Raw genomic sequence first — 14229 nt, 5'->3', positions numbered from 1 at the left:
GAAATGCTGGACCCGATCCAGAAAAGGGAGGGTTTCCGGATGTGCCATGCCTGCGTCATCGACTCAGTCAAATCCAACATGCTGACGCGCCGTTCGCTGTTCTCGGGCGCCGCTGCGGGCGCCGCGGCCATCGCCATGGGCGCGGCCTCGGCCCGCCCCGCCCTGGCCCAGTCCTCGGGCAGGGTGGTCGATCTGACCCATGCCTGGGACGGCGATTTCCCCACCTTCGACGGCAAGCCCGGTATCCTCTATGAACCCGACAAGGTGATGGACCGCGACGGCTATCAGCTGTGGAAGCTGACGATCTTCGAACATTCCGGAACCCATATCGACGCGCCCTTGCATTTCTCGGCCGATGGGGCATCCGTGGATGAACTGCCCGCCGCCAGCCTGATCTGCCCGCTTTGCGTGCTGGACCTGACGGCAAAGGCCGCCGAGGATGCCAATGCCATGGTCGAGCCGGCGGATATCGAGGCATAGGTTTCAGCCAATGGCGATATCCCGGCGGGCGCTGTCGTGGCGATGCATTCCGGCTGGGCCGCGAAACTGGCCGAGCCTGCCTTTCGCACCGACAGCGCCGGCAATTTCGCCTTTCCGGGTTTTTCCAGGGCCGCGACGGACATGCTGGCGGGGATGGAGGTGGCCGGGATCGGGGTCGATACGCTGTCACTCGATCCCGGCAATTCTGCCGATTTCGCGGTGCATAATTCCTGGCTGCCCGGCGGACGTTACGGGATCGAGAACCTTGCCGGGCTTGACGGCCTGCCGGCCTCGGGCGCCACGATCTTCGTCGGCGCGCCCAGGCACAAGCGCGGAACCGGGGGGCCGGCGCGGATCCTTGCCATGATCTGACGGGCAGGGCCTGGCGCCCCGACGACGCGCGCAAGCCGGGGCGATGCGGCTCAGTAATGCGGCGGGCGCTGGTCGGCCAGGGGGATCGCGCCGCCGGCATCGGACTGCTGTTCGGCGGCGGCGCGCATCAGCATCTCGACCCGGCGGGTCAGGCGGGTGATTTCGGCATCCTGCCGGGCGATGACCTCGCTCAGATCCTCGGTCGCGCGGGTCAGATGCGCCAGCGCCTCTTCCAGTTGCTCGATGCGGGCCTCGGCCTGCTTGTCCATATCGCCCCCTTCCGTTACAGCAGCCACGGATTTGGCCGGAAAGGCAGGACCATGGCGAAGGACCAGAAAAAACAACCCCGTCCGAGGGCCGAGACGCCCAAGGGCTTCCGCGACTATTTTGGCGCGGATGTGACCGAGCGCAAGACGATGCTGGACCGGATCGCGGAAATCTATCACCGCCATGGCTTCGACCCGCTGGAAACCAGCGCCGTCGAGACGGTCGAGGCCCTGGGCAAGTTCCTGCCCGATGTGGACCGCCCCAATGCCGGCGTCTTCGCCTGGCAGGAAGAGGCGGTGCCGGGCGGCGGCTCGGGCGACTGGCTGGCGCTGCGCTATGACCTGACCGCGCCGCTGGCGCGGGTGGCGGCACAGTTCAGGAACGATCTGCCGGCGCCCTACCGGCGCTATGCGATGGGGCCGGTCTGGCGCAACGAAAAGCCGGGGCCGGGCCGGTTCCGGCAGTTCTATCAATGCGATGCGGATACCGTGGGCAGCGCCTCGGTGGCGGCGGATGCGGAAATCTGCGCCATGCTGGCCGATGCGCTGGAGGCGGTGGGCATCGCGCGCGGCGACTACATCGTGCGGATCAACAACCGCAAGGTTCTGAACGGCGTGCTGGAGGCCGCCGAGGTCCGTCCCGATCAGGCCGAGGACGTGCTGCGCCAGATCGACAAGTTCGACAAGGTCGGCCGCGACGGCGTGCTGGCCCTGCTGACCAAAGGCCGCAAGGACGAAAGCGGCGCCTTCATCGACGGCGTCGGGCTTGGCGAGGCGCAGGCGGCGCCGGTCCTGGCCTTCCTGACCTCGAAGGGCGGGGACAATGCCGCCACGCTGGACAACCTGCGCGGGGCGGTGGGCGCCTCTGCCATCGGCGCCGAGGGCGTCGAGGAACTGGCGCAGATCGCCGCGATGCTGGCGGCGATGGGCGTGGGCGCGGATCGCGCCGTCATCGATCCTTCGGTGGTGCGCGGACTTGGCTATTACACCGGCCCGGTCTTCGAGGCGGAGCTGACCTTCGAGATCCTCGACGAAAAGGGCCGCAGGCGGCAGTTCGGATCGGTCGCGGGCGGCGGGCGCTATGACGGGCTGGTCGAGCGTTTCACCGGCCAGAAGGTGCCGGCGACGGGCATCAGCATCGGCGTGGACCGGCTGCTGGCGGCGCTGCGCGCCAAGGGTCTGGCCGGGTCCGAGGAACGCGGGCCGGTGGTGGTCACGGTCATGGACCGCGACCGGATGGCCGACTATCAGGCGATGGCCTCCGAACTGCGCGCCGCCGGCATCCGCGCCGAGGTTTACCTGGGCAATCCGAAGAACTTCGGCAACCAGTTGAAATATGCCGACAGGCGCGGCGCGCCGGTGGCCATCATCCAGGGCGGCGACGAGGCCGCGCGCGGCGTGGTGCAGGTCAAGGACCTGATCCTTGGCGCGAAGCTGGCGGCCGAGGCCAGCCACGAGGAATGGAAGGCCCAGCCGGCCCAGACCGAGGTTCCCCGCGCCGGCCTTCTGGCCGAAGTGAAGCGGATCCTCGGATGATCCCCAAGCGCGACAAGCAGGCCGCCGGCCAGCGGCTTCTGTCGGCCTTCCGCGCGGCCGGCGCGGTCGAGATCGCGCCCGACATCCTGCTGCCCGCCGAAAGCCTGCTGGATCTTTACGGCGAGGATATCCGCGCCCGCGCCTATGTCACCGCCGATCCGATCCGGGGCGAGATGATGCTGCGTCCCGATTTCACCGTGCCGGTGGTGCAGGCGCATATGGAGAACGGCGCCGAGCCGGCCCGCTATTGCTATCTGGGCGAGGTGTTCCGCAAGCAGGACATGGGCGAGACCCGGCCCGAAAACCCGCGCGACAGCGAATATCTGCAGGCCGGGTTCGAGCTGTTCACCCGCGATCCCGGCGCCGATGCCGAGGTCTTCGCGCTGTTTCACCGGCTGCTGGCCCCCTATGGCCTGAGCGCCGAGACCGGCGACATGGGCCTGCTGCTGGACGCCGTGCGCGGCCTGCCGCTGACCGCCCCGCGCCGCGACGCGCTGCTGCACCATATCTGGCGGCCGGGCCGCTTCCAGCGCCTGCTGGCCCGGTTTTCCGCCCCCGTCCCGCCGCGCGATTTTCCCGATACCGGTGCGCCCTGGGCCGGGCTGCGCGACGAGGCCGAGATGCAGGCCCGGATTGCGCGGCTCTGCGACGACATGGGCGTCGCCCCCCTGCCCGGCATCTGGTCCGAGCGGCTGGCGCAGCTTTTCGCGCTGCGCGCGCCCGCGCCTGCGGCCATCGCCCGGCTGCGCGATCTGGCCCGGGACATGCCCGCGATCGGCAAGGCGGTGGCGCGGATCGAGGCGCGTTTCGCGGCGATCGAGGCCCGGGGCATCGCCCCCGAACAGATCGTCTTCGAGGCCAGCCACGGGCGCGCGACGATGGAATATTACGACGGTTTCACCTTCAGTTTCCGGGCCGGACATACGGGCTGGCCGCCGGTCGCCTCGGGCGGGCGCTATGACGCGCTGACCCGCGTCCTGGGCAAGGGGCGCGAGATCCCGGCCATCGGCGGCATCATCCGCGCCGGGCTGATCGCCGAGATGGAGGCCATATGATCCGGCTGGCGGTGCCGTCGAAGGGACGGCTGATGGAACAGACCTTCGAGTGGTTCGCCGCCCGCGGCCTGCGGCTGTCGCGCAGCGGATCGGAGCGCGAATATGCCGGCCGCGTCGAGGGCGCCGACGGGGTCCAGCTGGTCCTGCTGTCGGCCGGAGAGATCCCGCGCGAACTGGCCGCGGGGCGGATCGATCTAGGGGTCACCGGCACCGATCTGGTGCGCGAGAAGCTGGCCGGCTGGGCCTCGGATCTGGCCGAGGTCGCGCCGATGGGCTTTGGCCATGCCGACCTGATCCTCGCGGTGCCCGACTGCTGGCGCGATTGCGAGACGCTGGACGATTTCGCCTCGATCGCCCGCGATTTCCGCGCCGCCCACGGCTTCCGGCTGCGGATCGCGACGAAATATCACCGGCTGGTCCGGGCCTGGCTGGCCGGGCATGAGGTCGCGGACTATCAGCTTGTGGACAGCCAGGGCGCGACCGAAGGCACGGTCGCCAACCTGACCGCCGAGGCGATCGCCGACATCACCTCCTCGGGGGCGACGCTGCGGGCGAACAACCTGAAGATCCTCGGGGACGAGCCGATCCTGCGCTCGCAGGCGACGCTTGTCGCCAGTCGCGCGGCGATGGGGCCCGAGATGACCGCGCTGCTGGCGCAGCTTGGGCTGAGGGCATAGCCGGGGGCTGTCTGCCCCCGGACCCCCGAGGATATTTTCCTGAAGAAGAAGGCGTCAGAGCCCGACCAGCGCGCGGGCGAATTCCTCGGCGTCGAAGGCGTCGAGATCGTCGATCTGCTCGCCCACGCCGATGGCATGGATGGGCAGGCCGAACCTGTCCGCGAGCGCCACCAGCACCCCGCCGCGCGCGGTCCCGTCGAGCTTGGTCATCACCAGGCCCGAGACATCGGCCAGCTTGCGGAAGGTCTCGACCTGGCTCAGGGCGTTCTGGCCGGTCGTCGCGTCGAGCACCAGGAGCGTGTTATGCGGCGCGTCCGGATCCTTCTTGCGGATGACCCGGACGATCTTGGCCAGTTCCTCCATCAGGTCCTGACGGTTCTGCAACCGGCCCGCCGTGTCGATCATCAACAGATCCGCACCCTCGGCCTCGGCCCGGGTCATGGCGTCGAAGGCGAGGCTGGCGGGATCGCTGCCCTGCGCGGCGACCATCACCGGCACGCCCGCCCGCCGGCCCCAGACCTGCAGCTGTTCGACGGCGGCGGCGCGGAAGGTATCGCCCGCCGCGATCACCACATTCTTGCCCGCCGCCTTGAACTGGCTGGCCAGCTTGCCGATCGTCGTCGTCTTGCCCGAGCCGTTCACGCCGACCACCAGCACCACCTGCGGCTTTTTCGGATAGATCGGCAAGGGCCGCGCCACCGGGGTCATGATCCGCGCGATCTCGGCCGCCAGCAATTCCTTGAGTTCGGTCGAGGAGACCCGCCGACCGATCCGGCCCTCGGCGATATTCGCGGTCACCCTGAGCGCCGTCTCGACCCCCAGATCGGCCTGGACCAGCATGTCCTCGAGCTCTTCCAGCATGTCGTCGTCGAGCGCGCGGCGCGGATCATCCGGGCGCGCATCGCCCCGCCCCAGCAGCCGGCCGGCCAGCCCCCCGGTCGCCGCGGGCGCAGGGGGCGCAGGGGGCGCGACCGGCGCGGACGGGCGGTCCGCCAGCGGCGCCTCGGGCGCGCCTTCGGCCACGATGTCGTCAAGCCCCTCGCCGATCTTCGAGGATGAGCGGCTCAGCCGCTCGCGCAGTTTGGTGAAAAACGACATATCCGCATCCTTTCCGTCGGCGCGAACCTAATCGCTTGGCGGCGGAAGGGAAAGGTGATCCGCCAGCCCCGCGATTCCTGCCGCACGGGCCCGGAAGCCGCGGATGCACTGACCGGTTGCGCTGCGGACAGAAATCCGGGCATCATTCCTGACCATGCCGTGACAGCGGCGGAACGGCGCTCAGGGGGAGGGCGAGGGATGAACGAACAGACCACAGGCAGCCATGCGCATGCGAAAGCCGATGAACGGGGGCGGCCCGGCATCGGCGACTATTACAGCGCCACCCAGCTGCGCACCGACCGCTGGAGCGCGCTGCGCGACGTTGCCGAGGAACTGGCGCTGCACGGAACCGCCGGCCGCAAGGGCCAGAAGATGCTGGCCGAGGCCGACAAGCTGTTCGCGGCGCTGGCGCCGATCGAACGCTACTGGGCCTTTCCGGGCGCGACGGCCTTCGACTATATGGGCCGCCTGCTGGAGCATCGGAAGATCCCCGACTTCACCCATGCCGTGCGCCGCGCGGCGCGGGCGCTGATCTCGGGCGCCTATCGCCGCCGCAGCGTCATGCTGACCGCCGAGGAGGCCGAGAACGAGGATTTCGAGGACGAGGTCGCCCTGTCGCCGGATGCCCGCTCGCTGGGGCGGCCCTATTTCGAGGTGCTGATCGTCGACGACCTGAACGAGCATCAGGAACGCTGGCTGCGCCAGAGCCTGCTGCGCGCCCGGCGCCCCGAGGATGCCTTCATCTATGAGCCGGTGGTCGTGCCCAGCCTCGAGGACGCCCTGATCGGCATCCTGTTCAATCACAACCTGCAGGCGGTGGTGGTGCGCCCCGGCCTGACGCTGAAATCGCAAAACGGCGTCGAGATCCTGAACAAGCACCTGCAGGATGCCAGCGAGGACGAGGACGTCGATGCGATCTCGCCCGATGAATACGGGCCCGAGACCTGCCGGCTGGTCCACAAGATCCGGCCCGAACTGGACACCTACCTGGTCACCGACCGCTCGGCCGAGACCATCGCGACGCTGGATCTGGGCGGCTGCCGGCGGGTCTTCTACAATCAGGAAGACTTCCTGGAGTTGCATCTGAACATCCTGCGCGGCGTGAACAGCCGCTTCAAGACGCCGTTCTTCACTGCCCTGAAGGAATATTCCAAGCAGCCCACCGGCGTCTTCCACGCCATGCCGATCAGCCGCGGCAAATCCATCACCCGCAGCCACTGGATCCAGGATATGGGCGCCTTCTATGGCCCCAATATCTTCCTGGCCGAGACCTCGGCCACCTCGGGCGGGCTGGACAGCCTGCTGGAGCCGCGCGGCCCGATCAAGAAGGCGCAGGAATCGGCGGCGCGGGCCTTTGGCTCGAAGCAGACCTTCTTCGCCACCAACGGCACCTCGACCTGCAACAAGATCGTGGTGCAGGCGTTGATCCGGCCCGGCGATATCGTGCTGGTGGACCGGGACTGTCACAAGTCGCATCACTACGGCATGGTGCTGGCGGGGGCGAGCGTGGTCTACATGGACAGCTATCCGCTGCACGAGCATTCCATGTATGGCGCCGTGCCCACGCGTGAGATCAAGCACAAGCTGCTGGAATTGCGCGCGGCGGGCAAGCTGGACCGGGTGCGGATGATCCTGTTGACCAACTGCACCTTCGACGGGCTGATCTACAATGTCGAACGGGTGATGGAGGAATGCCTTGCCATTAAGAAGGACCTCGTCTTCCTCTGGGACGAGGCCTGGTTCGCCTTCGCCCGCTTTCACCCGGCCTTCCGCCAGCGCACCGCGATGTCCGCCGCCGGCAGCCTGCGCCGGGCCCTGCGCAGCCCCGAACGCACGAGACTCTGGGACCAGCAGCAGGAGGCGCTGAAGGATGCCGAGGACGAGGACTGGCTGAACACCCGGCTGGTCGCGCCGCCCGATGCGCGGGTGCGGGTCTATGCCACGCAATCGACCCACAAGACGCTGACCTCGCTGCGGCAGGGCTCGATGATCCATGTCCATGACCAGGACTTCAAGGGCGAGACCGAGCAGGCCTTTCACGAGGCCTACATGACCCATACCTCGACCTCGCCCAACTACCAGATCATCGCCTCGCTGGATGTCGGGCGCCGCCAGGTCGAGCTTGAGGGCTATGAGTTCGTCCAGCGCCAGATCGACAGCGCCATGTCGCTGCGCAAGGCCATCGGCACCCATCCGCTGCTGTCGAAATACTTCCGGGTGCTGACGCTGGCCGACATGATCCCGGCCGAATACCGCGAAAGCGGGGTCGAGGCCTTCTATGACGCAAGGCGCGGCTGGACCGATACCTGGGATTACTGGTCCAGCGACGAATTCGTGCTGGATCCCAGCAAGGTGACGCTGGCCGTCGGCGGCACCGGCTGGGACGGCGACACCTTCAAGACCCAGATCCTGATGGACAAGCACGGCATCCAGATCAACAAGACCTCGCGCAACTCGGTGCTGTTCATGACCAATATCGGCACCACGCGCTCGTCGATCGCCTATCTGATCGAGGTGCTGGTCAGCATCGCCAAGGATCTGGACGACCTGCTGGACGACGCCTCGAAGATGGAGCGCCGCTCGTTCGAATACCGGGTGAAAAGCCTGATCGAGCATGTCCCGCCGCTGCCCGACTTCAGCCGCTTCCACTCGGCCTTCCGCAACGGCAGCACGCCCGAGGGCGACATGCGCAGCGCCTTCTTTTTGGCCTATGACGAGGACAATTGCGACTATGTGGATCTTGACGATGCGCTGCTCGCGCGACTGAAGGCGGGCGAGGAACTGGTTTCCTCCTCCTTCATCATCCCCTACCCGCCGGGTTTCCCGATCCTCGTCCCGGGCCAGGTCATCAGCCCCGAGATCCTGACCTTCATGCGCGCGCTGGATGTCAGCGAGATCCATGGCTATCGCCCCGACCTGGGCCTGCGCGTCTTCACCCCCGAGGCGCTGAAGGAGGCCGCCGGGGCCGCAAGCGGAGGCTGACCCCGGCGCTTCGGGCAGCCCCTGCAGAAGGTCGGAGCTTTTTCGTGCCGCACACTTCGTCGGTGTGGCGCCGGTGATCCCCGGCGCCTGCCTCCTCAGCCGGCGATCAGCCGCAGGGCGATGCCCCACATCACGCAGCCGACCCCCGCCTCCAGCCATTGCCAGGCTCGGGGTCGGGCAAAGTAGGGCGCCAGAAACCGCGCCCCGAAACCCAACGACAGGAAGAACAGAAAGGACGCGGCACTGGCCCCGATGGCAAAAGCCACACGGTCCGGCCATTGTGCCGAGATCGCGCCAAGCAGGACGACGGTGTCCAGATAGACATGCGGGTTCAGCCAGGTCAGCGCGGCAAGCGTGGTCAGCGTGGCGGCCAGACCGGCGCCCTGCCCTTCGGGGCGCAGCGCCTCGCCGCCGCGCAGCGCCGCCCGGAAGGATCGCGCGCCATAGAACAACAGAAAGACGACACCGCCCCAACGCATCGCCCCCGCCAGCCAGGGCAGATGGACGCCGGCAGCCGACATGCCGAAAACGCCCGCCGTGATCAGCACCATGTCCGAGGTGGCGCAGAACAGGCAGCACGCCAAGACGTGCCGGCGCAGCAATCCCTGCTTCAGCACGAAGGCATTCTGCGCCCCGATGGCGGCAATCAGCGACAGGGATGTTCCCAGGCCGGCAAGAAAGGATGTCATCGTCACCTCCGATGCGGTTGATGACAGATCGCCCCATTCAGTTAAAATGAATGTTTCTAACCTTGATGAAGAAATATTCATGCTGGACTATCCCGCCCTTCAGGCCCTGGCCGAAATCCTGCGCCGCGGCTCGTTCGAGGCCGCCGCCCATGCGCTGTCGGTCACCCCTTCGGCGATCTCGCAGCGGATCCGCAACCTCGAGGATCGCAGCGGCACGGCGCTGATCGACCGCGGCCCGCCGATCACGGGCACCGAAGCCGGCCTGCGCCTTGCCGCGCATCTCGACCAGGTCCGGCTGCTGGAGGCCACGCTGGCCGGCGCCCTGCGCCCGGCCGAGGCCCCGGTCATCCGCATCGCCATCAATGCCGACAGCCTCGCCACCTGGGCGCTGGCGCCACTTGCCGCGGCGCCGGGGCTGATCGATATCGTCATCGACGATCAGGACCATGCGCAGGACTGGCTGCGCGGCGGCCGGGTCGCCGCCGCCCTGACCAGCGAGGAACGGCCGGTCAGCGGCTGCGACAGCCTGCCGCTGGGCCGCATGCGATATCGCGCCACCGCCAGCCCCTCCTTCGTCGCGCGCCATTTCCCGAACGGCCCGGATGCCGATGCTCTCGCGCGCGCACCCTCGCTCAGGTTCAACGGCAAGGACGGGTTGCAGGACCGCTGGGTGCGGGCACTGACCGGCAGACGCGTTCCCCTGCCCCAGCATCTGATCCCGTCTTCGCAGGCCTTCGCCCAGGCGTCCCGCCTCGGCCTCGGCTGGGGTATGAACCCCGAAATCATGATCGAACCCGACCTGGCCTCGGGCCGGCTGGTCGACCTGGCGCCCGGCCTGCCGCTCGATGTCCCGCTCTGCTGGCAGGTGGCGCGTCTGACCGCCCCGGCCCTGCATCCGCTGACCCGGGCCATCGCCATGGCCGCCCGAAGCGTCCTCCTGGCCTGACGGATCATCTCCTGAACGGAAATATCCCGGGGTCCGGGGCAGCGCCCCGGCCATCGCCCCCGGCAAGGCGCCGCGCGACTTACAGTTGCGCGGCCACCTCCTCGGACAGGTCGAAATTGCCGGTGACGTTCTGCACGTCGTCATCGTCTTCCAGCGTATCGATCAGCTTCATCAGCTTCTGCGCCGTGTCCAGATCGGCGATCTCGGTCGGTGCCTGCGGCTTCCAGATCAGCTTGGCGGTCTCGGATTCACCCAGGGCCGCCTCCAGCGCATTCGACACCTCGTTCAGCGCGGTATCGGCGCAATAGATCCAGTGGCCTTCCTCGTCGCTCTCGACATCATCGGCGCCGGCCTCGATCGCCGCCATCATCACCGTGTCGGCATCGCCCGCCGAGGCCGGGTACATGATCTCGCCGACCCGGTCGAACATGAAGGCGACCGAGCCGGTCTGACCCAGATCGCCGCCCGACTTGGTGAAATAGCTGCGCACGTTCGAGGCGGTGCGGTTGCGGTTGTCGGTCATCGCCTCGACCACCAGCGCGATGCCGTTCGGGCCATAGCCCTCATAGCGGATTTCCTCGTAATTCTCGGCATCCCCGCCCAGCGACTTCTTGATCGCGCGGTCGATCACGTCCTTCGGCACCGATTTCGCCTTGGCTTCCTTCACCGCCAGCCGCAGGCGCGGGTTCTTTTCGGGATCGGGATCGCCCATCTTGGCGGCAACGGTGATTTCCTTCGCCAGCTTCGAGAACAGTTTCGAGCGCGCGGCATCCTGCCGGCCCTTGCGATGCTGGATATTGGCCCATTTGGAATGGCCTGCCATGATCGGTCGTCCTTCGCGTGTCTTGAAATCCGGATTCGGGCGCTTTTAGTCCAGCCCCGCGCCCCATCGCAAGCTGAACCCGAACAGATCGCCGGCGTCGAGGCCCCGAGCCCCCGCGATCCGCGCCCGGAAAGACGAACCGGCCGGCATCCGCCTGGCCGAGCGATTGCGGGTGCTGGCGGGAAAACGAAAGCGCCGGCCCAGGGCCGGCGCGGATCATCCGTCGATCTGTCGAGGAAAGGCCGCCCATCAGGCTCCGACGCGGAGGATGCGGCGAATCTCGCCGTCGCGGGTCAGCCCGCGGGCGGCCAGATCGGCATCGCTGATCCGGTTCAGCCGCTCGATCGCGCGCATCTGCGGGCCGGCTTCCGCCATGCTGACCAGAAACTTTCCGATCGCCACGAAGGGCGCGGCCAGAGCAGCACCAAGGCGAAGGCGGGGCTTGTCGGGGTTGGCGGGGATCACAATCATCTGGAAACTCCTTTGCAGGGACAAAGCTGTTCCCTCCCTGCCACCAGATATTGTGCAGTCGCAGCAAAACCGCAAGGCTGCATGCTGCATAGCGGCATTGCACGGGACTCAACCCGCACCGCGCCCCGGCTCTCAGAGCGGCCAGACGATCGGGATGACCGTCGATGCGGTCACCGCCATGAGAAAGTTCAGCGGCAGCCCGACGCGGATGAAATCGGCAAAGCGGTATCCGCCCGGACCATAGACCAGCGTATTGGTCTGATAGCCGATGGGCGTCGCAAAACTGGCCGAGGCCCCCATCATCACCGCGATCACCAGCGGGCGCGGATCGACGCCGAGCTGGTTGCCCAGCGAAATGGCGACCGGCGTGACGATGACCGCGACGGCATTGTTGGTCACCGTCTCGGTCAGCACCATGGCCAGCAGATAGACCGACAGCACCAGCGCCCAGTTCGGCACCTCGGCCAGAGAGGGTGCGATCTGGGTCACGATCAACTCGACCGCGCCGGAGTTTTCCAGCCCTGCGCCGACCGCAAGCATGGCAAAGATCAGCGCCATCAGCCGGCCATCGACAAAGCCAAGCGCCTCGTCGGCATCGATGCAGCGCGTTCCCAGAACCACCGCGACACCGATGAAGGCCAGCAGCAGGATCGGCGCCACCTCGAAGGCCGACAGGATCACCACGGCGACCAGCGTCGCCACGACGATCGGCGCGTGCTTGCGGCGATAGGCACGATCCGACGGCGCGTTTACCTCGACCATCTCCATGTCGCTGGCCAGACGCTGGATATCGGCGGGCGCCCCCTCCAGCAGCAGCGTGTCGCCGACGCGCACGACCAGATCGTCCAGCTGCCGGCCGATATTCTGGTTCTTGCGATGCGCCGCCAGCACATAGACGCCATAGCGCCGCCGCAGTCGCATCGAACCGAGGCTGCGCCCGATCATGTGGCACCCCGGCGAGATCAGAACCTCGACCGTCGAGGTCTGGACCGAGCTCAGCTTGTCGACCATGCGCAGTTCCTTGTGGCTCTGCAGCCCCAGAACCTCGGACATGGGCGTGCGCAGAACCACCCGGTCGCCGGCCTCCAGCCGCACCGCGGCCAGATCCCGGCGCAGCGAGGCGTCGCCGCGCAGAACGTCGATGACGCGGGCCGAATCGCGGGCGAAGATGTCGACCTCATCCAGCGCCTTGCCGATCAGCGACGATTCTTCGGGAACCGCGACCTCGGTGAAGAAGCGCATCTTCGAGCGGCCGGACATCAGTTGCGACATCGAATCCCGGTCGGGCAGCAGCCTGGGCGCGAAGACCAGCAGATAGATGACGCCCACGACGGCCATCGGCAGCCCGACCGGGGTGATCTCGAAAATGGTGAAGGGCTCCAGCCCCGCACTGCGTGCAACGCCGTCCACCAGCAGGTTGGTCGAGGTGCCAATCATCGTCATGGTGCCGCCGAGGATAGACAGATAAGACAATGGGATCAGAAGTTTGGAGGCGGAAGTTCCCATTTCCTTGGCAAGCTGCATGAAGATCGGCATCATCACCACGACAAGCGGCGTGTTGTTCACGAAGGCCGACATGGCGCAAACGACGCAGGAGACCAGCCCCAGCGTCGCCATCGGGTGGGTGCCCGCATGCCGGGCGGCGCGCTGACCGATCCAGTCCAGCGCCCCGGTCCGCACCAGCCCGCCGACGATGATGAACATGAAGGCGATGGTCCAGGGCGCCGGGTTCGCCAGCACTCCGGTGACATGCCCGACATCCAGAATGCCCAGAAGCAGCAGGACCACCGCGCCCAGGATCGCGGTGACCTCGGGCGGATAGGTCTCGCGGATGAACAGGGTCAGCATGCCGATGATGATGAAGATCGTCGTAACCGCCGACAGGGTTCCGGTCAGTTCAATTCCGAACATTCACATCTCGCGTTTCCGACCGCCGGGCGGCCCGCCGCACATCTTGCACAGATTCCGGCGGATGCTGCAAGGCGACATGATGGCCTCTGCGCTAGCCCGCGGCGGAGGGATGCGTGGGCGCCAGACGCCCGCCTTCACGCAGCGGCTCGATGCGGCGGGCCAGACCGGTCCGGTCGTCGGTTTCCACCAGGACGCCGCACAGCGTCGCCTCGCCCTCGGCCGGGGTAAAGCGATCACGGATCATGCCGGTGATGAAGCGGCGCAGCGGCTCGGCCTTGTCCATGCCGATGACGCTGTCATAGTCGCCGCACATGCCTGCATCGCTGAGATAGGCGGTGCCGCGCGACAGGATCTGGGCGTCGCCCGTCGGCACATGGGTATGGGTGCCCACCACCAGGCTGGCGCGGCCGTCGCAGAAATGCCCGACCGCCATCTTCTCGCTGGTTGCCTCGGCATGGATGTCGACCAGCGCGGCCTGCACCATGCCGCCGGGCGGATGGGCGCGCAGGACCGCGTCCAGCGCCGAGAAGGGATCGTCATAGGGCCGCGACATGAAGACCTGCCCCAGTGCCTGCGTCACCAGGATCTTGCGGCCGCGCCGGTCGCTGAACACGCCCGCCCCGCGTCCAGGCGCCTCCTTGGCAAAGTTCAGCGGGCGGATGATGCGCGGTTCCTTCTCGATGAAGCTCAGCATGTCCTTCTGGTCGAAGGCATGATCCCCCAGCGTCAGGCAGTCCGCACCCGACGCCAGCAGCAATTGCGCGTGGCCCGCGGTAATGCCGCGCCCGCCACTGGCATTTTCGGCATTGACGGCAACGAAGTCAGCCTTCAGCCGCTCGCGCAGCGGGGTCAGCCCCTCGCTGATCGCCCGGCGCCCGGCCCGGCCCATGACATCGCCAAGGAAAAGAATACGCATGATCGAC

The 14229-nt window shown here is 67.4% G+C and carries 12 protein-coding genes and 1 pseudogene; 6 read left to right on the top strand and 7 right to left on the bottom strand.

Translation table 11 applies throughout. The features are described from left to right. Positions 1 to 39 precede the first annotated feature (39 nt). Positions 40 to 852: pseudogene (locus tag KNW02_RS07000) on the top strand (cyclase family protein). 50 nt (positions 853 to 902) lie between these two features. Here the strand turns inward: KNW02_RS07000 and KNW02_RS06995 are convergent. Beyond that, the gene (locus KNW02_RS06995; RefSeq protein ID WP_216032543.1) at positions 903 to 1121 is read right to left on the bottom strand and encodes a SlyX family protein; all 219 of its coding nucleotides are present in this window, start codon (positions 1119 to 1121) and stop codon (positions 903 to 905) included. A gap of 51 nt (positions 1122 to 1172) precedes the next feature. On the opposite strand from KNW02_RS06995, the gene hisS reads away from it, so the two are divergent. Genes hisS through hisG form a run of 3 tightly spaced genes read left to right on the top strand, consistent with a single transcriptional unit; the run spans position 1173 to position 4386 of the window. Next, positions 1173 to 2654, top strand: coding sequence for a histidine--tRNA ligase (gene hisS / locus KNW02_RS06990; protein WP_216032542.1), 1482 nt, complete (start codon positions 1173 to 1175; stop codon positions 2652 to 2654). Further along, entirely contained in the window at positions 2654 to 3709 is a 1056-nt protein-coding gene (locus KNW02_RS06985; RefSeq protein ID WP_431356746.1) for an ATP phosphoribosyltransferase regulatory subunit, read from the top strand. The genes hisS and KNW02_RS06985 overlap by 1 nt, the downstream gene beginning before the upstream one ends. Continuing rightward, positions 3706 to 4386 carry an ATP phosphoribosyltransferase gene (gene hisG, locus KNW02_RS06980; protein ID WP_216032540.1) on the top strand — a complete coding sequence of 227 codons (681 nt, stop codon included), beginning with the start codon at positions 3706 to 3708 and terminating at the stop codon, positions 4384 to 4386. Before KNW02_RS06985 ends, hisG begins: the two co-directional genes overlap by 4 nt. 54 nt (positions 4387 to 4440) lie before the next feature. On the opposite strand, the gene ftsY is transcribed toward hisG, so the two are convergent. Further along, entirely contained in the window at positions 4441 to 5484 is a 1044-nt protein-coding gene (gene ftsY, locus KNW02_RS06975; protein WP_216032539.1) for a signal recognition particle-docking protein FtsY, read from the bottom strand. A 198-nt stretch (positions 5485 to 5682) separates the two neighbouring features. Here ftsY and KNW02_RS06970 point away from each other — a divergent pair, with 198 nt between their 5' ends. Next, positions 5683 to 8466: an aminotransferase class I/II-fold pyridoxal phosphate-dependent enzyme gene (locus KNW02_RS06970; protein ID WP_216032538.1), complete on the top strand. Its 2784-nt coding sequence runs from the start codon at positions 5683 to 5685 to the stop codon at positions 8464 to 8466. A gap of 95 nt (positions 8467 to 8561) precedes the next feature. On the opposite strand, the gene KNW02_RS06965 is transcribed toward KNW02_RS06970, so the two are convergent. After that, positions 8562 to 9155 (bottom strand): LysE/ArgO family amino acid transporter, encoded by a 594-nt coding sequence (locus KNW02_RS06965; protein WP_216032537.1) that lies wholly within the window; start codon positions 9153 to 9155, stop codon positions 8562 to 8564. A gap of 79 nt (positions 9156 to 9234) precedes the next feature. Between KNW02_RS06965 and KNW02_RS06960 the strand changes: the two genes are divergently transcribed. After that, positions 9235 to 10101 carry a LysR family transcriptional regulator ArgP gene (locus KNW02_RS06960; RefSeq protein WP_216032536.1) on the top strand — a complete coding sequence of 289 codons (867 nt, stop codon included), beginning with the start codon at positions 9235 to 9237 and terminating at the stop codon, positions 10099 to 10101. Positions 10102 to 10180: 79 nt separating this feature from the next. Here the strand turns inward: KNW02_RS06960 and KNW02_RS06955 are convergent, their stop codons facing one another. The 4 genes from KNW02_RS06955 to KNW02_RS06940 form a co-directional block, all read right to left on the bottom strand. Beyond that, positions 10181 to 10924 (bottom strand): YebC/PmpR family DNA-binding transcriptional regulator, encoded by a 744-nt coding sequence (locus KNW02_RS06955; RefSeq protein WP_216032535.1) that lies wholly within the window; start codon positions 10922 to 10924, stop codon positions 10181 to 10183. A gap of 249 nt (positions 10925 to 11173) precedes the next feature. Then, positions 11174 to 11395, bottom strand: a complete 222-nt coding sequence (locus KNW02_RS06950; protein ID WP_216032534.1) for a hypothetical protein — start codon at positions 11393 to 11395, stop codon at positions 11174 to 11176. A 132-nt stretch (positions 11396 to 11527) separates the two neighbouring features. Next, positions 11528 to 13306: an SLC13 family permease gene (locus KNW02_RS06945; protein WP_216032533.1), complete on the bottom strand. Its 1779-nt coding sequence runs from the start codon at positions 13304 to 13306 to the stop codon at positions 11528 to 11530. Between the two features lie 91 nt (positions 13307 to 13397). Further along, positions 13398 to 14222, bottom strand: coding sequence for a TIGR00282 family metallophosphoesterase (locus KNW02_RS06940; protein ID WP_216032532.1), 825 nt, complete (start codon positions 14220 to 14222; stop codon positions 13398 to 13400). Positions 14223 to 14229: the final 7 nt, after the last annotated feature.

Source organism: Paracoccus marinaquae (assembly GCF_018860165.1).
GTDB classification, from domain to species: domain Bacteria; phylum Pseudomonadota; class Alphaproteobacteria; order Rhodobacterales; family Rhodobacteraceae; genus Paracoccus; species Paracoccus marinaquae.
This window is presented reverse-complemented; position numbering and strand designations above follow the sequence as displayed.